This window comes from Enterovibrio makurazakiensis, assembly GCF_050336585.1.
GTDB lineage: Bacteria > Pseudomonadota > Gammaproteobacteria > Enterobacterales > Vibrionaceae > Enterovibrio > Enterovibrio gelatinilyticus.
Genome location: NZ_JAKJSE010000023.1, coordinates 62698 through 81713 on the forward strand (window position 1 = coordinate 62698; position 19016 = coordinate 81713).

At 45.2% G+C, this 19016-nt stretch carries 17 protein-coding genes; 11 read left to right on the plus strand and 6 right to left on the minus strand.

What is annotated here, in order from left to right; genetic code table 11:
• The first annotated feature begins 42 nt into the window (after positions 1–42).
• From pabC to L4D06_RS17890, 5 genes are all read left to right on the plus strand, one after another.
• On the plus strand, positions 43–852 hold the full coding sequence (pabC, locus tag L4D06_RS17870; RefSeq protein WP_274166481.1) for an aminodeoxychorismate lyase: 810 nt from the start codon (positions 43–45) through the stop codon (positions 850–852).
• On the plus strand, positions 849–1862 hold the full coding sequence (mltG, locus tag L4D06_RS17875; RefSeq protein WP_274166482.1) for an endolytic transglycosylase MltG: 1014 nt from the start codon (positions 849–851) through the stop codon (positions 1860–1862). The genes pabC and mltG overlap by 4 nt, the downstream gene beginning before the upstream one ends.
• Positions 1859–2494 carry a dTMP kinase gene (tmk, locus tag L4D06_RS17880; RefSeq protein WP_274166483.1) on the plus strand — a complete coding sequence of 212 codons (636 nt, stop codon included), beginning with the start codon at positions 1859–1861 and terminating at the stop codon, positions 2492–2494. The genes mltG and tmk overlap by 4 nt, the downstream gene beginning before the upstream one ends.
• Positions 2484–3449: a DNA polymerase III subunit delta' gene (gene holB / locus L4D06_RS17885; RefSeq protein WP_429740594.1), complete on the plus strand. Its 966-nt coding sequence runs from the start codon at positions 2484–2486 to the stop codon at positions 3447–3449. Before tmk ends, holB begins: the two co-directional genes overlap by 11 nt.
• Before the next feature lie 68 nt (positions 3450–3517).
• Positions 3518–4294, plus strand: a complete 777-nt coding sequence (locus L4D06_RS17890; protein ID WP_429740595.1) for a TatD family hydrolase — start codon at positions 3518–3520, stop codon at positions 4292–4294.
• Positions 4295–4415: 121 nt separating this feature from the next.
• On the opposite strand, the gene L4D06_RS17895 is transcribed toward L4D06_RS17890, so the two are convergent.
• Entirely contained in the window at positions 4416–7178 is a 2763-nt protein-coding gene (locus L4D06_RS17895; RefSeq protein WP_429740596.1) for a M16 family metallopeptidase, read from the minus strand.
• Positions 7179–7647: 469 nt separating this feature from the next.
• Here L4D06_RS17895 and ptsG point away from each other — a divergent pair, with 469 nt between their 5' ends.
• Complete coding sequence (gene ptsG / locus L4D06_RS17900) at positions 7648–9078, plus strand: PTS glucose transporter subunit IIBC (RefSeq protein ID WP_429740597.1); 1431 nt, start codon at positions 7648–7650, stop codon at positions 9076–9078.
• A gap of 141 nt (positions 9079–9219) precedes the next feature.
• Here the strand turns inward: ptsG and L4D06_RS17905 are convergent, their stop codons facing one another.
• Together L4D06_RS17905 and L4D06_RS17910 are read right to left on the minus strand one after the other, a co-directional pair.
• Complete coding sequence (locus tag L4D06_RS17905) at positions 9220–10119, minus strand: LysO family transporter (RefSeq protein WP_429740598.1); 900 nt, start codon at positions 10117–10119, stop codon at positions 9220–9222.
• 89 nt (positions 10120–10208) lie between these two features.
• Positions 10209–11129 (minus strand): HDOD domain-containing protein, encoded by a 921-nt coding sequence (locus L4D06_RS17910; RefSeq protein WP_429740599.1) that lies wholly within the window; start codon positions 11127–11129, stop codon positions 10209–10211.
• Positions 11130–11576: 447 nt separating this feature from the next.
• Here L4D06_RS17910 and L4D06_RS17915 point away from each other — a divergent pair, with 447 nt between their 5' ends.
• The 4 genes from L4D06_RS17915 (at position 11577) to L4D06_RS17930 (ending at position 14254) form a co-directional block, all read left to right on the plus strand.
• Positions 11577–12161 carry a TfoX/Sxy family DNA transformation protein gene (locus tag L4D06_RS17915; protein WP_274166496.1) on the plus strand — a complete coding sequence of 195 codons (585 nt, stop codon included), beginning with the start codon at positions 11577–11579 and terminating at the stop codon, positions 12159–12161.
• 138 nt (positions 12162–12299) lie between these two features.
• Positions 12300–13211 (plus strand): DNA-binding transcriptional regulator DsdC, encoded by a 912-nt coding sequence (gene dsdC / locus L4D06_RS17920; RefSeq protein WP_429740600.1) that lies wholly within the window; start codon positions 12300–12302, stop codon positions 13209–13211.
• 96 nt (positions 13212–13307) lie between these two features.
• Positions 13308–13778, plus strand: coding sequence for a TetR/AcrR family transcriptional regulator (locus L4D06_RS17925; protein ID WP_429740601.1), 471 nt, complete (start codon positions 13308–13310; stop codon positions 13776–13778).
• Positions 13779–13885: 107 nt separating this feature from the next.
• Complete coding sequence (locus L4D06_RS17930) at positions 13886–14254, plus strand: hypothetical protein (protein ID WP_429740602.1); 369 nt, start codon at positions 13886–13888, stop codon at positions 14252–14254.
• Positions 14255–14302: 48 nt separating this feature from the next.
• Here the strand turns inward: L4D06_RS17930 and L4D06_RS17935 are convergent, their stop codons facing one another.
• The 3 genes from L4D06_RS17935 to L4D06_RS17945 form a co-directional block, all read right to left on the minus strand.
• Positions 14303–14860 (minus strand): outer membrane beta-barrel protein, encoded by a 558-nt coding sequence (locus L4D06_RS17935; protein WP_274166500.1) that lies wholly within the window; start codon positions 14858–14860, stop codon positions 14303–14305.
• 211 nt (positions 14861–15071) lie between these two features.
• Positions 15072–15572 carry a response regulator gene (locus tag L4D06_RS17940; RefSeq protein ID WP_429740603.1) on the minus strand — a complete coding sequence of 167 codons (501 nt, stop codon included), beginning with the start codon at positions 15570–15572 and terminating at the stop codon, positions 15072–15074.
• Positions 15569–17524, minus strand: coding sequence for an ATP-binding protein (locus tag L4D06_RS17945; RefSeq protein WP_429740604.1), 1956 nt, complete (start codon positions 17522–17524; stop codon positions 15569–15571). Before L4D06_RS17945 ends, L4D06_RS17940 begins: the two co-directional genes overlap by 4 nt.
• A gap of 172 nt (positions 17525–17696) precedes the next feature.
• Here L4D06_RS17945 and L4D06_RS17950 point away from each other — a divergent pair, with 172 nt between their 5' ends.
• Positions 17697–19013: a DUF945 family protein gene (locus L4D06_RS17950; protein ID WP_429740605.1), complete on the plus strand. Its 1317-nt coding sequence runs from the start codon at positions 17697–17699 to the stop codon at positions 19011–19013.
• Positions 19014–19016: the final 3 nt, after the last annotated feature.

The window sequence follows — 19016 nt, forward strand, 5'->3', positions numbered from 1 at the left end:
TGATATCGGGCCGTTTTTTTTTCTGCTTTTCAAGGATGAACCATGATCCTGCTTAATGGACAGCTTGCTGATTTCCTGCCGATTGCTGACAGGGGACTGCAATACGGAGACGGATGCTATACCACCATGCTGGTCAATGATGGTGTAGTTCGTTCTTGGTCACGTCACTTAGCGCGTTTGAAAGCCAACACGGCAAAGCTAGGTATTGATGGCGTTGATTGGCAACAGGTCGCTACGTCAGCTGAAAGCGTTGCTTTTTCTCAGAAGCATGAAAGCAAAAGCATCGTGAAGATTATCGTGACGCGAGGAAGTGGTGGTCGAGGTTATAGCCCAAAAGGTTGTCACACGCCGAATGTTGTTGTGTCATCACACGCTTATCCTTCGCACTATCAGCAATGGAAAGAGCAGGGCATACAAATGGTGATGCTCAATCAACGATTAGGTTTGTCTTCGCTTGCTGGATTAAAGCACCTCAATCGTCTTGAGCAAGTATTAATAAAGCAAGAATTGGATACTCAAGACATTGATGATGGTGTGGTGTGTGATCTCAACGGCAAGTTGGTGGAAGCGTCGGCATCAAATTTGTTTTGGCGAAAAGGCAATGCCCTTTTCACGCCGGACCTATCGTTGTCTGGTGTAGAAGGTACAATGCGTGCTGAAGTGATCCATGCAGCACCATTGGAAGGATTCGACGTGAATATTGTGACAGTAGACGCCGACACGATTTTCAGCGCGGATGAAGTATTTATAACCAATGCAGTGATGGGATTGGTTCCTGTTCGTTGCATAGAACAAACACGTTACCGCAGTGATGCGGCGTGTAGAGCTCTTACATTGAGGTTGAATGCGTGATTAAGAAAATCGCCCTGATTTTATTGTTTTTAGTAGTAGCTGCACTGGGCGGCGCATATTGGGTTCATGGTCAAATCGAAGGCTATGTGAATGGCCCCATCAAGATCGATGCCAGCCAACTGGTGACGGTTCCAGACGGAGCCAACTACCATTCATTTACCCGAAACTTGGTGTCACAAGATATTGTTGATGGTTCTCAATGGGCTCGTTGGGCTGCGAAAACGCACCCTGAATTAACAAGATTGAAAGCTGGCACTTATCAAATCAAACCGGGAATGACACTTTCTGATGTTTTTCTGGTTGCGCGTTCCGGTAAAGAACATCAATTTGCTATCACGTTTGTTGAGGGGAGCACATTCAAAGAATGGCGTGCTCAATTGGCGACCACAGAGCATATTACTCATGATACCGAAGATATGTCTGAGGCTGACATTGCAAAGAGCTTGGGTTTGAGTGTTAATAAACTGGAAGGGCTGCTACTTCCTGAGACCTATCATTATGTGTCAGGCGAGAGTGACATAGCGATTCTCAAGCGCGCATCAGACCAGTTGGAAAACACCCTGAAGCAGGCATGGGAGCAGCGTGAAGCAAGCTTACCAATCAAATCTGAGTATGACCTTCTTACGTTGGCGTCCATTATCGAAAAAGAAACGGCCGTGGATAAAGAGCGTGGTAAGGTCGCGTCTGTATTCGTTAACCGATTAAATAAAGGGATGCGATTACAAACAGACCCAACCGTGATTTACGGTATGGGTGATAAGTACGATGGTAATATTCGTAAGAAAGATTTACGCACGCCAACACCTTACAATACCTATACCATTAAGGGTTTGCCTCCAACGCCGATAGCCATGTCGGGCAAAGCGTCGATATTCGCTGCAGCCAACCCATCAGATACACCCTACTTTTATTTTGTTGCCGATGGACTCGGTGGACACAATTTTTCTAAGACGCTCGCGGAACATAACCGCGCAGTAAGACAGTATCTAAAAGTATTAAGAGCCCAATGAATAGCGGAAAATTTATCGTCGTAGAAGGCTTGGAAGGTGCGGGTAAAACCACAGCTATCCAAAACGTAATCGAAACTCTAAAAGCGACCGGGGTTTCAGATATTGAAACGACACGCGAACCGGGCGGTACACCGCTTGCAGAACAAATGCGTGCTCTTGTCAAAGAGGGGCATCCCGATGAGCCATTGACGGACATGGCTGAACTACTGCTCCTCTATGCAGCGCGAATTCAACTGGTTGATAATGTCATCAAGCCAGCGCTAGCGCGTGGTGCGTATGTGGTTGGCGATCGTCATGATATGTCATCTCAGGCTTATCAAGGTGGTGGTCGCGGGTTTGATAAAGCCCTAATGCAGAACTTACGCGATACGGTTCTGGGCGATTTCCGCCCTCACTTTACGTTGTATATGGATCTCGACCCAGCGATTGGCCTAGCTCGCGCTAAAGCGCGTGGAGAGCTAGATAGAATTGAAAAGATGAAGTTAGATTTCTTCCATCGCTCGCGTGCGCGTTATTTAGAATTAGCGAACGCCGATGACAGTATTGTGATTATTGATGCCTCACAGTCGATTGAGAGCGTGACCGCTGATATTCGTACTGCACTACAAACTTGGCTGAATCATGCAGGCTAATGTCTACCCTTGGCACGGCGAACTCTGGCAGAACTGGCAACAGTTGTTAGGACAAGATCGCTTGCACCATGCCGTTTTGCTCAGCGCACCGAAAGGCAGCGGAAAACTAGCGCTTGCCGCCATGCTTGCCAAAACGGTGCTATGTAAGAATGGCGTTGTTGAACCTTGCGGCGTATGCCATAGCTGTAAGCTGTTTGATGCAGATACACATCCAGACTTTCACTGGTTAAGGCCTGAATCTGAAGGTAAACAACTGGGTGTGGATGCGGTTCGTGCGGGTAATCAGTATGCGTGGGAAACCTCCCAACTCGGTGGCGAGCGAGTCATTTTGGTTCAAAACGCCGATCGGATGGGCGAAGCTGCCGCCAATGCGTTATTGAAAACGTTGGAAGAGCCACCGTCACATTGTCACTTTATCCTGCTTTCCGAGTCTATCGACAGCATGCTGCCAACGGTTGTTAGCCGCTGTAATAAGTGGAAGCCTAAACTGCCCGAAGAAAGCGTGGTAAAACGTTGGGTGGAAGGGGAGCTGTTTGATTCAGTGCCTTTACAAGTCATTCGAATTAATCGAGGAGCCCCGCTGGCGGCGAAAGCGTTTATTGAAGATGCCAGCATGGCGAAACATAAAGCGTTGGTTGAGGCTTTTGTTGCGTTTGTGTCTACCCGCCAAGGTCTTTTTACGTTGACCGATATGCTGACCAAAGGGCAGCGAGAGGGTCTAAACTGGCTTAGCTTTTTACTGCTTGATGTGATGAAGACACAACAAGGGTCTCAAGAAGCTATCGTCCACTGTGATGCGATGGATGCGCTACAACAGATAGCTAAGGCAGTGCCGTTGGCGAAAGTGATGTCGCAGTTGATGGCACTGAACAAACTGAAAGCGGAACTTGTTAAACACACGGGTCTAAATGGCGAGCTATTACTGAGTCGCTGGCTATCAGGCTTCAATGAATAAATTAAAAAAGCGCGAAGATTACCGTATAATCCTGCGCTTTCATCATTTTGCTAACCGGAGAAAGTGACGTGCTAGTCGACTCGCATTGCCACCTCGATAAACTAAATTACGACGAATTACATACAGACGTTGCTGACGTGGTCGAAAAGGCCAAACAACGTGGTGTGGATTATCTATTGTCTGTCGGTGTGACCCTAAAAAGCTTTCCAAGCATGATGGAGTTGATTCGCCCGTTTGATAACGTATTCGCTTCTTGTGGCGTTCACCCACTCGATATCGAAGAAGGCTTTGATTACGATACGTTAAAGCAGCTTGCGTCTAATGATCGCGTGGTCGCGATCGGTGAAACGGGGTTGGATTACCATTATCAACCAGAGCTTGCGGACAAACAGAAAGATGCGTTTCGTCAGCATGTGCGCCTTGCTGTCGAGCTGAATAAACCATTGATCATTCATACTCGTATGGCACGTGAAGATACCTTGCAAATTCTGCGTGAAGAAAACGCGCAGAAAGTGGGTGGCGTTTTGCACTGCTTTACGGAAAGTTATGAGATGGCAGAAGCGGCAATTGAGCTCGGTTTCTATATCTCAATATCTGGCATTGTGACGTTCAACAAAGCGTCTGAGCTGAAAGATGTTGTTCGCCGTTTGCCATTAGAGAAATTGCTGGTTGAAACCGACTCTCCGTATTTGGCACCGATTCCGTATCGCGGAAAAGAAAACCAACCAGCTTACGTTAAAGAAGTCGCTGACTACGTAGGCTTGCTGAAAGGCGTATCTGGTGAGGAGGTGGCGAAAGTCACCACCGAGAACTTCTTCAAATTGTTCTCTCAAGCTAGACGATAGTTTCGACGGATTTCGACGAACTTCGATAAGACGGACTTCGATAAATAGTGTGCACGTCTATTCAGTAGACGGACAGACCATCAGATAGATAAAAGAAGCCGGGCAAATGCCCGGCTTCTTTTTAGTTTGATGACGGCAAATTGGTTATCTCATACCGAATAGCATTCTTACTTACAAAGCCTGCCAAGTAAGTTTCTAACTCTTCTTTGGTAATGGTCTCCAGTACTGAGTTAGGGTTTATAACTGCTAAGGGATCTGCATCATAGAGCACATAGTTAAACATCATTCTCGCCTGCTCTTTGGGTAGATTTAGTCCTTCATTCAACGCTTGCCCGAGCTGTGTCAGGTTGCTTGAATACTCCTGATCTGTAATCCCATCCCCCAATGAATCAACAACGTTAGCAATTCGTTCTTTGGCTTGTTCTCGCTTGAGCAATGACACATTAGAAACAAACATAAATATCTGCTTATCGGCACCGTCAGGCCACATGACAAAGGAATAGGGTGAGTAATCGAGACTTGCGTCCTCACGAATATTCTCAAGCAGTCGTTGGGTCATGATGCGGCCTGCTATATCGGCCAGAAAGCGATCACGTGTAGTTTTTTCTTCACCAGAATGCACTAACCCCGTTACAAACTCGACATTGTTACCTCGGGGGCCATAGGCGTACACAATGTTAGTTTTCTCACTGTTTATATTGAGGCTGTACTGCCAATTTGATGTTTCTTCTTCAAATGTCATACCTGCGATATAGGTACGGAGAAAAGGTTTGAGTTCTTCTTCCGAGATGTTTCCGGCGATGACAAAAGTGAGCCCTCGGTTAACGTTGAAAAGCTGCTGGTAAGCATCTCTGACTTGTTTGACGTTAACGGCGTCATAGTCCTCTGGTTTGAAGCCATATCGGGGAGATGATGGCGTATAGATACCCGCATTGAATGCACTAAACGATTTACCATTGAGTGAGTCGTGGAATTGCTTTTCGTTGGTGACAAAGGTCGATTTGTGTTGTTCGAACTTACTCTCATCCACCGCTGCATACTGATAGGCTTGGTTAATAACCGCGAGCAATGCAGGGAGAGAAGAGCGGGTTGTTTCACCATAAAACCCCTGGCGGTTCTCATCAATCATTGGCTCCAAGTAACTGCTATTCTTCACCATAAATCGATTGAAGTCGGTTGATGACATTCCACCGAGTCCTGTCAGTGCGTAAGCGCCCGGCGCCATATACGCCGCTGGTCTTAGCTCAGTAGACAACGATGAAATACCGCCTTGAGCGCCCGCATAAATGTATATTCTGTCGCCAGTATCTGGCATGTGTCTGAGGTATACATTGACGTTATTACTGAGTTTGAACTTGGTTGTGTCAGGTGTGATAGCGATGACTGAAGCAATCTCTCCTGTTGTTTTTGGTTGTGGGAAGTCGTCTATGGCTTCAGGCAGAATCAGTTTCTGTCCTTTTGTGTTGAAGGTGTTATCGAAAGCGGCAAGACTTGCGGTAACGAGTTTGTCGGTGTTTTTGTCGATGATCTGATTGTGGGCGAGACCAGTAATGGGCTTAATGCCATCGTCACTGAGCAGTTGGCGTAACTGTTTGTTGAGATACTCGTTGTCAGCAAGGGTGGCATAGCGACTAGATAGAGCGGTGCGCTGAGCCTGTGACAATGTTTGAGTGCCGTTGAGGAGGTCAGTCAACTTTTCGTCAGCAAATTCTGTCGCGGTCCAGTTGGTTTTGAGATTTGTCTCTTCATCCGCAAAGACGGTCAATTGCGCTTCAATTTCCAGTGAGCTGAGCCCATGATCTCTGAGGGTAGCAAGTTCTTTTGCTAGAAACGTCATTGCTGCTTCGCGATTATTGCTTTCAAAATCCATTCCCACGATGAGTTGTGGCGAGTCAAATAAGTAATCAACACGACTTGATATAGACTGAATGGGGGCTTGAGTGTCCGATGCTCTGTCGTTCAAGCGTGTGCTGATAGCGTTGGCCAGAATCAGATGGTTCGCATATTTTTCAAAATGGACACCTTCAGTTAACGCATTATTTTCAGGTTTGAATATGAGCGAGAAAGAAGGGAATTCGTTGTCAGCTACGGTAAGTGTTATTGGCTGTGCATTAAATTGCGTTGCCTTCGTCTGTCTTTCTATGGGTCTTTCTTGGCGGGGCCAATCACCAAATGTTGAACGAATGAGTGTGTCCACATCGGTTTTATCTATATCCCCACTGATGATCAGCTCTGCGCGATCTGGCGTGTAGTTCGTCTGATAGTAGTCTCGTAACCTTTGGAGGGAAAGGTTGGTTATGGATTCACGTGTTCCAAGCACGTTGATGTTACCTTCATAGGCTTCGTCTGCCAGTGCCATATGTGCTTTGAAGTAGATTGAGTTTTGTGAGGCTTCTTGACGACGGAGCTCGCCAAGTACGACGCCTTTTTCTGCGTTCACCGCATCAGGAGAGAGCATTAAGCCTGTTGATATGTCTTTGAACCAGTTTAGTGCTTGTGGCAAATGACTATTATTGGGTAAATCGAGTTTGTAGTACGTCCAATCATAATAGGTGTATGCGTTTAAATGCTGACCGAAGTTCAGCCCGGCATCACCAAACAGTTTGATAACGTCGTTTTTTTGGAAGTTTTCACTACCGTTAAATGCCATGTGCTCGAGAAAGTGCGCGTAGCCACTCTGATCTGCCTCTTCATCAATGGATCCTGTGTGAACGAGGAGGCGCACTGAGACTGACGCGCCTTGCTGCTTTTGAATATGCAGATTTAAACCATTGTCTAATGTTGTGTGTTGCCAAGAAGTATCTGCTTGAATCGGATCCGGTAACAGTGTGCTGTTGCAGCCAGTAACTGAAATCGCCAGTAGCAAAGTAAGTAATTGTTTCATGGCTATATTTGTCCTACATGTCCTCATTTTAACGTAATTTACATATCGAAGATTAAATGGACAGTATTACTGACTTGAAAATGCGACATGATGGTCTTAATAAACATGCAACACTATGTAAACCAGTAAATTGAACCGTTTTATGTAACTAGCGGTATAGATATTAATCTTAATTCGTTACATAAAATAACTTGAGTGGCTCTATTTTACTTCACGCTTGGGATTGTTTAATTGATGGGCTAAATGATTTTTAACTGTTTAAAATCAACTGGTTGCTGTTTATTGGGGTGGTTGTTATCGACCTTGGTCATGTGATCTATATTTAGTTTCTGAACCCTCAAGTGACGTTACGTAGAGTCCTACAAAAAGCAGGCCTATATTACTCAGCGAATAACATTGTTTCCGGGTTGTCGAGAACTTGAATCGGATCTGAGTTTTAGCTCAACCCTACATATTTCAGGAGTTACATATGTTCAAAAATCTCTTTGCGAATATGCAAAAAGTCGGTAAGGCGCTGATGCTTCCAGTATCTGTTATGCCCGTCGCCGGTATTTTGCTGGGTGTTGGTGCTGCAGATTTCTCTTGGCTACCAAGTATTATTTCTACCATCATGATGAGTGCTGGTGACGCTGTTTTCGGTCACATGGGTCTTCTGTTCGCAGTAGGTGTTGCGCTTGGTTTCACTAACAATGATGGCGTTGCTGGTCTAGCAGCGATAGTTGGTTACTACATCATGGTTAACACCCTAGGTGTTATGGGTGAAGTGTTTGGTGTAGGTGCGATTGAAACTGGCGTACTTGGTGGCATTCTTGCTGGTGGTGTAGCGGCATGGTCATTCAACCGATTCTTCCGCATCCAACTTCCAGATTACCTAGGCTTCTTTGCAGGTAAGCGTTCAGTTCCAATCATCACCGGTTTTCTAAGTATTTTTCTCGCGATTGGTCTGTCTTTCATCTGGCCTCCAATTGGCGCTCTGATCGCTTCTTTCTCTGATTGGGCCTCTGTACAGAACCCACAGGTTGCGTTTGGTATCTACGGTATCGTTGAACGTTCACTGATCCCATTCGGCTTGCATCACATTTGGAATGCGCCATTCTTCTACGAAGCTGGCCAATGTGTAACACCTGCTGGTGAAGCGCGTACCGGTATCCTAACTTGCTACATGGTGGCTGATGAAGCGACTCGTGCAGCGGGTAACGGTTTCGGTCAGTTGGCTGGCGGCTTCATGTTCAAGATGTTTGGTCTGCCTGCGGCTGCTATTGCAATGTGGCACACAGCGAAACCAGAGAACCGTGCGAAAGTTGGCGGTATCATGGTGTCTGCAGCGTTGACGTCATTCCTAACAGGTATTACTGAACCTATCGAGTTCGCATTCCTGTTCGTTGCTCCAGTGCTTTATGTTATTCACGCGGTACTTGCAGGTACTGCATACGTGATTACTAACACTTTGGGTATGGTACACGGCACGTCTTTCTCTCACGGTTTGATTGACTTCATCGTATTGTCTGCTAACTCTCAGAAAATGTGGCTATTCCCGCTTCTGGGCATGATGTACGCAGTGTTCTACTATGTGGTGTTCCGTGTTGCTATCGTGAAACTTGACCTTAAAACGCCTGGTCGTGAAGACGATGAAAAACAAGCAGTAGCTACTGGCGAAACGTCTGACATGGCGAAAGAGTTGGTGATGGCATTCGGCGGTAAAGAGAACATCACAAACCTAGATGCGTGTATCACACGTCTTCGCGTGGCTGTAGCAAGTGTTGATGCTGTAGACCAAGACAGATTGAAGAAGCTAGGTGCTGCGGGTGTTGTTGTTGCTGGTGGTGGCGTACAAGCTATCTTCGGTACTAAGTCAGACAACTTGAAGTCTGATATGGATGAGTGGATTCGCAATCACTAAGATCGACTGTTATTCCCCCAACAGTTAATCGTTAAAAAGGAGAGCATATGCTCTCCTTTTTTTTGTTCATATATTGCTTATTGCTTATTGCTTATTGCTTATTGCTTTGTCTGCTTGCGCATTTGACGTGATCTTTTCTGGCTACAGTGCCACGAAAAAGAGCATGAGAATAGGAACGAGCAAGCTTAATATAAACCCACTAACAATGGCGATGGGAACACACTTCACGCCACCAGTGGTTTGAATGATGGGTAATGTGAAATCCATAGATGTTGCGCCACCATATCCAATCGCTGTTAATGGATAGCGAGCAATAAAAATGGGAATAAGGATAATCGCTACGAGTTCACGCGTGAGCTCAAGCAAGAAAGACGCACCGCCATAGACAGGCCCAAGTGCATCACCCATCAGAATTCCCGCTAGAGAATACCATCCAAAGCCCGATGCCATCGCAAGACCGTGATTGTAGGGAAGGTCGAGAAGCCATGCTGCAAGTAATCCACCTAAAAGTGACGTAACAATAACAACCAGTGCAACACTCAGCCCTTTCTTATTCAGAATAATTTGTTTGAGGGTCATGCCGCTATTGCGAAGTTGAATACCAATCAAAAACAGCAGAATGAGCAATATTCCTTCACTGGCTGGATCAACCCAGTCTAGTGGAATAGGAAGTAGGAGCCCGAGCACTAGGCCTCCTCCGACAACAAACACCAATTTGACCGATTCCATCACCATACTTGAAAGCGGGACGGTTTGTTTATGCTGTTCTGTTTTGGTTTTTAGTAAGAGATCAAGGATGGGTAAAGCGAGTAGATTGGCAACACCAATGCAGAAAAAGAACGTTACGCTGAGCAAAAGAATTTGATTCAGGTTACTACTAAGGTTGTCTAACCCAGCAAGACTAAGCCCCATTAATCCTAAAATGACAAAGACTAATCGCGACGTTGAGCGATTAATGGTATCAAGAAGAGATGTACTCTTAATGGTGATGAAGTAACCCACTACGAGTGGAATAAAAATGTATAGCATGCCGGGAAGCATCGAGTAAGACCTTATTGATAAATAGAAAACCGAGATGAGAGTATCAGCGGTCTTCTAATTAGGTCAATCTTTGTCCCGAGAGAGGGGGGTTAAAACCCGCAGTTGTTTACTATGTTGTTAATCTGATGACGAAATTCACGTTCGTTGAGGTTAGACAGTTCATAAAGTGCCTCGGCTCCCGCCAGTGTGATTTCAACTTCGTGTTCGTCGATATCTTCATCTTTGGCACGAAACATGAGCAGGTGATTGGCCATCTTTGCCACATCAAGGTAGGTGACATCTTCAGTAGACTTCCGGATCCGTCGATTCAATGATACTTCAATGAAGTCGGCATCAAACCCCCAGTTTTTAAGGATGAACCGACTAGCTTCTTTGCTCACCGAATAGAAAACGTGGCTAGCGATTTCAAAATCCAGATAGTTACCTTCATCAGAATACTCCTGATAAGCCTTAATAGCGCTGTATATGCCGATGTCAGCGAGCAATCCAATCAATAGTGCTTTTTCGACTTCGAGAGCAATCATGTCATCATCGTAGCTTTTTACTTTTTGACATAGCAGCGCCATGGTAGAGGCAAACTCACGTGACGCGAGGGCACTTTGCTTTAAGAGTGCGTTGCATTCTTTACTGAAATGCGAATTATTCTTCAATGATTGAATTGCGTGTGCCGTCGCGAGCCCCAAAACACGCTGAATGCCAAGCCGAGAGACCGCCATATTAATGTCATGACATGGACGATTAGTTCGCGGGCTAAATACCGCCGAGTTAGCCGATCGAATAACAGCCGCTGCAAGTGTTGCGTCGTCAAGCAGCAGTGTAGAAACGTCTCTCACCCTTGTATTCGGCGAATGACAAACCTGTTGAAGCTTGAGAACAACATCTGGAATGGGGGGGAGTTCCAGCGTGTTGTCTTTTATTGAGCGATAAACACGGTGGAAAAAATCCGATTCAATGGCTTTTAGGTACTTATCACGGTTGGGATTAACCCAGAATAACGATAGATGATCCATCTTTTTAGACTCGAAAAAACGCTGGTCGAATAGTAGTTGTACTGCGTATTAAATGGAATACATAAGTCACTAAAATTGAACGAGCGCCACTAAAGGTAGATCTTCTGTCTAGAAATCCTGCCATTCCTCTAATTGACAATACTAATAATTAAAGATTCGCAAGTTTACGTGATATTACCCTCCATAATTTGAAGTGAATTAACGTTTGTTAGCAAAAGTTGATGTAACAAATCGTGTCAAGTTGCGAGCGCTATGGTGCATTTAACATTGATTAAACATAATTATTACACTTCATATTCGTGATGGATGTTGCATTTTTGCTACATTCATCCACTATCGGTGATCTAGTGCATGGTTTTCTATGCCTTTATGCGGCATCATTAATTCGCGTTGAGAAATTACAGATTTTGGCCGAGGAATTGGCTCTTGGGGAGAAAGGAGGCACCTGTGCTTGAAGTTAAAAGTGGCTTTGTTGAGTACTTATCTCAGTTCGGCGAAACGGAAAAACGTTCGATGTTTGGCGGAACAGGATTTTTCGTTAGCGGAGCGATGTTTTCGCTAGTCAAAGAAGAGCGCATTTATTTGCGTGGTGGTGCAGATTTAACCGATGCACTGCTTGCGAAAGAATGCAAAAAGTTCGTTCATGTTAAGAAGAGCTCCACTGCGATTGTAAATTACTACGACATCACCGATCTCTATGATGCAGAGGACGAAGGTTTAGATGCGATGGTAAAAAAGTCCGTAGTGAACTCTGTCGCCGAGAAGGAATACCGCGATTCCAAGTTAAACAAGCGTCTTCGTGATTTGCCAAACCTACGCTTGACTATCGAAAGAATGTTGAAGAAAGCGGGTATTGCCGATGTTGATACTTTCTTCTCTATGAGTCCTGAAGAATTGTTCCGAAAAGTGCAGGAAGCACACGGATACGATGTCGATATTAAACTATTGTGGATGTTTGCTGGCGCTCAAACGGGTGTTCACTACACATTGCTGAGTGAAGAGACAAAACAGAACCTTCTTCGCGCTGTGTGATCTCATCTCATTCTCACCCAACAAAAGCCGCATTGTGCGGCTTTTTGTCTATCTGAAGCGCAGAAAAACACGTGCTATACGTGTTTAGACATAATTGTTACAGTTCTACTATTCAGTACCAAAAACAGTAGCATTGTTATGAAATTACCAGAGTTGTCTGCGTCATTACTTGCAGGGTTACACTGCTTTTCGATTGTTGCAGAAACCATGAGTTTCACGCGTGCGGCTGAACAGTTGCACCTAACACAAAGCGCGGTGAGTCATCGAATAAAAAAGCTAGAACAGCGTTTAGATGTGTCTCTTTTCTTAAGACGCCCCCGTCATTTGGCATTAACGAATGAGGGAGAGCAGTTGAAGCAAGTTGTGACCGAACAGTTTTCGGCCATCAGTGTGAAGCTACTTGAGCTCAATCGTGCAAAGCCATTTGGTGATTTTATTATATCGGCACCGCCAACATTTGCACAAAGATGGCTAGTGCCGCGTCTTTCTCAGTTTGCTAATACTTTTCCTGATGTGACGTTGCACTTGAGAACTCGAAATGACCTCGTAGACTTCAAGGCTGAAGCATTTGATTGTGCTATTTATTTTGGTCATGGGCGCTACAGTGGTTTGGAAAGCCACCGTTTAATGGATGACGCAATCGTGCCAGTTTGTAGCCCTGAATATGCAATCCAGCATGGGCTTTATGATAACCCTCACAAGCTCGCTCAATGCCAACTTTTACACGATGCAGCACCTTGGGCTAGTGCAAGCTTGAGTGATGAATGGCTTTATTGGGCGAACAGCAATGGCATAGAACTAAATGGAACAAACCACAGTTTTGATCGCGCTGATCTTGCACTTGAGGCGGCGGCATCGGGAATGGGGGTCGCAATCGGACGCGTCACTTACATTCAAGATCACCTGGCCTCAGGTCGCCTAGTAATGCCAATCGACCAGCCTGTTAAGTCGCCATATAGCTTTTTTCTGGTGTATCGAGAGGAGCATCAAGGTAACGCGAAAATTGTGGCATTCAGACAGTGGCTCCTCAATCAACTCGGAAATTCATGAATGTGCGTGGAGTGTTAAATAACCTGGTGTAAAGCTGTAAGTTTTTGTGAAGAAAATATAAGATACGAAGTATCTTAACTAAGAATCAATGGACAGATGGCAAAAAACACTAGGGAAGGTGCGCAACAAACGGAAGTCATGATCTATCAAACGATTATCGATATCTTCATGGAGCAGGGTTGGGATGCCGTGACATACGGCAGTATCGCAAAACGCACAGGGTTGAGTCGAAGTGGTATTCAGCGAGTTGTACCGACAAAGGAAGCAATGACTGATGCATTTCAAGGGCAAGTATTTAACTACGTCGTCGGTTTGATTGATCATTCCTCTCACTACACCATTAAATTGAGTTGGCAAGCCGCCTTGAACGAGCCGAAGTTTGTGCATTGTATTAAATACCTTATCAATGCTATTAACGAGCATTCGGGAGGTAAACAAAAAGCGACACTGGGTTTACAGCGGTTGATGGACATGCTTGGTCAACAAATTACTGTTGAATTATTAGGGTTGTCGGTTGCGCACTTACTTGATGTGGATGTCGTTTGGGATGGGAGCCAGTCGGCTTAAAATGAAAGTAACACTCATGGGTTGGGTATATAACCAGTCATTTAAAGGGTGACGGATTCACTGAGCATCTAGATGACACTTAGGGATACAAGGCTAGGAGGCCACGTTTGAAGTCTATCGCGTTAACACTTTCAATTACCTCGTTTCTTCTGATTTCAGGCTGTGCCATTAAATCGCCTGAATACGTGACGGTTTACCAGTCTCGTGGCGTTATTCAGTGTGAAAGTGCAGGGATAACGGCCGCTGACAGTCGAGAGCAGCTATCTTCAAAGGGTGTCGGCGTAAAAACGTCGCAATGTGGTCAATTGTCTGGTGTGTCGTTTATCAGTGTGTGCGGTGCTGAAACATCGGATGTCGTGATTCATTCGATAGAAGCTAAAGACATTAGACTGGCCGAAATGATGGGCTACTCGTTGGTTGATTCGACACAAGAAACTGGCGATGAGCAAGAGTTCGATATTATTCCTTGTGAATAGAAAAGGCCTCAATGTGAGGCCTTTTTTGAATTCTATTTTAAACGCAGTTTAGAACTTAAATCGCGTGGTGAGCATGAATTGATCACCGTATGCTTCATTGATACGCAGTTGCGCACCCAAAGAGAAAAGTTCTGTTGCGTGGAAACGGCCATATACTGAGCCGAAAATATCATCGTCATCAGCGATAGATATGTGACCCAACTCGCCACCTACTTCAAGTTGTGGGCCTAACCATTGGCGAATACCTAGGTTAACTTCAACGCCAAATTCGGTGTCATGGTTGAAACGACCACGTTGTTTCATTGTACGTAAACCCAACTCGCCGTATACATCTGCCCAGTTGTTCACTGGTGCATGAAAACCAATTGCTGCGGTTGAGTCATAGTCAGATTCGAATTCGCTGTCGATTTCTGCACGAATGTGAGCATTAGGGTGAATTGACGTGCTAAAGCCGACGCCGTATGTCACTGGGCTAATACCAACGCGTGCTTCAAAGTAGTCATAGCTAAAGTTGCTCATGGTGCCGTCGTTGGCAACACTTGCGGCAGAGAATGCAACTGAAGAAGCAGCAGCCAGTAAAATACTAGCAATCTTGGTTTTGCGCATGAAAGGTCTCGTGATGAAAAATGAGTATGTGGGTAGTTTAATAGAAGTCGCTTTTGCGAAACAACAGCATGGCACGTATTTAAGAGATTGCTGAGTGACTTTTAACCAAAAAACATCAAAAAGATGACGTAGACAGACTATTTTGCCAGATATCGTCTGCCTATTTGCGTTTATATACTTACGCATTTTCAGTTTGATCGGGTATTCAATTCTACATATCTGAGTAATTGAGTCGATTATTGCTGATTGCTTCCATGATTCGTTCTGCATCTAGCACTTGTATCCATGGCATCAAATTGGCGTCATGCTCGATCATGAAGCTTGTTAATTGATCGATAACGACCTGCTTAAGGGTTTTTCCCTGCCAAGGTTTGGCAATAAAATAGTTAAGACTAGCGTGATTGACGGCTTGCACGGTTTCATTCAAACCTGCTTGTCCTGTTAGGAGTAACTTCTTCGCGTTGGCTGTCATATCTAACCGACTGAGCTCTATTAAGAAATCAACCCCAAGATCGTCTGGCATAATATGATCGCAGAGTATCAATGCCAATTGGATATCATCGGCGTTCGCGTCAGCAAGAATCTCTTTTGCCTCTGCGACGGATTCAGCCGCTTCAATAATGAAGTGCTCTTCTAATGAAGCGAGATCGTTCGTGACACTGTCGAGAACGTCACGTTCATCATCAACACACAATATTAGATACTTACTCATATATTCTCCTTAGAGGGTGTAGTCAAAGGTGAATAGGGAAGGGTCACCATCATTGCGGTAAACTCCCCTGCGGAGGAGTGCACATCAATAAGTCCCCCATGATGTTCGACAATTTGGCGACACACAGACAGGCCAATGCCTAGACCAAAATGCCCTTCACGTTTGGTGGTATAGTTGAGTTCGAAAATTTTGTTTTTGATGGGGGTAGGAATACCCATGCCATTGTCTCGTATCGTGACTTTTACCGCTTTACGGCTGCGAAATACTGTCTCGCGGGTTGTCACTTGAATTTCACCGTCTGTACTAATCGCGTCGAGAGCGTTTGATATTAGGTTGGTCCAAACTTGCTGAAGTGCTATCGGCATGCAACGAATGGCTCGAAGCTCACCGTAATCTTTCACCAATTGAACCCGTTTGAGCTGATTTTCAAACATCACCAAGGTGTCTTCAATCCCTTCATGAATATCAACTTCATGCATGGTTTCGTCGTCTTGTCGGGCGTAGGTTTTTAGGCTTTTCACCATGTCGGCAATACGCTGTGCACAGACATTGGTTGATCTTAATAAGCTACCTGCTTGGTAAAACATGTCCCATTGGCTAAGCGTTTCGTCAAATTCGGGGTGTAGTTTTTTCTGCCAAGTCTGAAGTTCATCTGTATCATCTAACCCCATATTTACGGCTTTGCGCGCAAGGTTGCGATCGCCAATAATGGGTTCGATGACCTTGGCTTTTTTCCTTGCATCCGCCGTTGACATTGGGCGAGAGAGCAGGGCATCTGCCATGATTTGATTGGCTTTGTCCCGAGCAACATCGCTCATCTCTACATTGATGAGAAGCCCAATATTGTCTCTGAGTGTGTCACTGTTTCTGAGTATGGCGGAAACAGGGTTGTTCAGTTCATGCGCAACGCCCGCAACAAGCTGGCCTAACATTGCCATCTTCTCTTTTTCAATAAGCTGTTTATGGGCTAACTCAAGAGACTGAAGCGTTTGTTGGAGTTTTACTTCGGTAGAAATGCTGCGTTTTAGCCTGCGGTTAAAGTGACGAAGTAGGTAGCTGGAGAACAAGGGAAGTAGATCGTTTCTTGCCTGCATAACTTGAGAGAACAGCGTCCGGTTGAGCTTGATCACTTTGGTGGGCTTTAAGGTTATCCCAGTAGAAAATGAGACATCCCCAGTCACAAATGACATACCCCCTATCAAGCTGCCTTGCCCAAGCCGTGCGACTTCATGAGAGGCGCCAGATTCATCTCTTTTTAATAGGGCAACTTCACCTTCTTCCACAAACCAAAGGAAAGAGTTGGGTTTGTCTTCATGCGTGAGAATATGATCTTCACTGTAGATACGTGTGACGTTATGTTCGCTGTTTAGTGCAAAGTATTCGTGCAACCCTTGAATAAGCTCTTGGGCGAGTGCTTCGTCGCTGACGCCTAACGCCGACTCAATAAATCCATTTCTGTATGAGGCAAGCTTATTGTCGATGTGCGCTTCTAGTAGGCATTTCTGATCGAGAACGCTGCAGTACCGCAGTAAATCGTCACTGTTGTGCTGAAGCACATACTGGGTTAACTCTTTTTGGGCCGTCTCAAACATTTCTTGTGGCGCCCAAGGCTTGGTCATGCAGTAGTTGAGTCGACCTTCGTTTACTGCTTGCATAATGACATCTAGATTGGGCTGATCATTAAGCAATATGGTTCTGGCACCTTTTGAAGCAGGGTGATTATCAATGTTGATAAGGAGATTCACACCCTGATCTTCGCCAAGCGTATGATCACAGATAAACAACGCAACATGTTGGTCGTTACGCTTCAACTCTTCAAGAATATTTCCGGCAGTGTGGACGTTATCGGCACAGAGTATGTCGAATAGCCCACTAAACGCTGACAATTCAGATGCGATTTGCGTCAAGATGCTTGGGTCATCATCAAGACACAATATGACTTGTAGATTCATACGGTTATCTAATATCACTATTTTCTGTGAGTGTATCGTTTTAAACGTCTTCAAGCTGAGAAGAGCGCAGCAAACTGACACATAGATAAAGAAAACCTCGAAAGGCCATAGGGTTATAGATCGCGATGGTTTACACTCGGTAAAAATTCATGACGGAGTACATGGAGTAAAAATGATATTTGGAAAATACACGGCAATTGCAGGCGCTGTAGCGGTTGCTGTTTTGTGGCCTTTCGCGACGGGTCAAATCGGTCAGTCTGTCTATGACAGAGAGATAGAGGAAGTTCAATCCCCCTATATTGCAGTCGAAAATGAATCTTATGATAGAGGATATCTATCGTCAGAGGTGGTGACGCGCGTCTCTGTTGTTGGTGGGATGAAAGAGGTTTACGAAGAGGAAGGCTTGCCAACATCCTACTCGGTCACTAGTCATGTCAGTCACGGTTTCATGGGGGTCAGCACAACGTCTACCTTAGACATGACACCTGACATGAAAGTGATTACCGATTTGCTGTGGCCGTCAGGGGAATCGCCTGTGACGGTTGTCACTGAGACTTCTGTTTTCGGAGACACCCAGTACGACGTCACCGTTCGCGCTATGAATGGGGGCAATGAAGAAATAAAGATCACGAGTTCACCGGCTAACATTTCGGGTACGGTGGATAAAAATGGTGTGATGCTTTTCCAGATGGAAATGCCTTCTCTTGAATTGTCTAGCCCAGAAGGTGAGACGTTCAACTTGACGGAAATTACCGGTAGCGGTAATGGTGAATTGGTTGATGATGTTTGGGTGGGAGCCCAAAGCCTTAACATCGGAACGAGCACCTTCAATGATGCATTTGGTTCAGCAGCGACAATCAGTCAACTTGGTTTAAACGTATCGAATGCACTGTCAGCAATTGACAATGGTGACGTGAAAACCGCCTTGCCTGATGCGCTTCGTTTCGATAACTCGACGGTCATTTCGTTTAATAAACTTGATGTACCAGATACATTAGTTATCGACAACTTTAAAGTCGGCGTTAACTTTAACGCACTAGACTACAACTCCATGATTGCGTTGGCGAGCACTGCTGATTCTATGGGGGCGGAATCGGCTCCTGAAGACATGATGAAGTTGCAGACAGCGCTTGATGGCTTGGTAGAAAAAGGGATGACGTTTGAGATCACTCCACTTGAGCTTGATACCCCAGAGGGGAACATCAACGCGAAGTTTGATCTTTCTATTGAACCTGGCCTTGGCAGTGTAACGCAAAATATGGGTGCGTTAATGTCTAAGCTCAAGGGCAACATTTTTGTGAATGTCCCTACTGCCTACGTTCAAGGTATTCCTGAGGTGGAAGCATCATTAGCAAATATTGAATCTTACGGTTTCGTTTCTCAAGCTGAAAACGGCGTAACATTGACAGCGAAAATTGAAGGCGATCAGCTGATCTCGCCAAATGGGGAGAAAATTCCTCTTGGTTTGCTCATGATGCTTTTCATGTAGTCG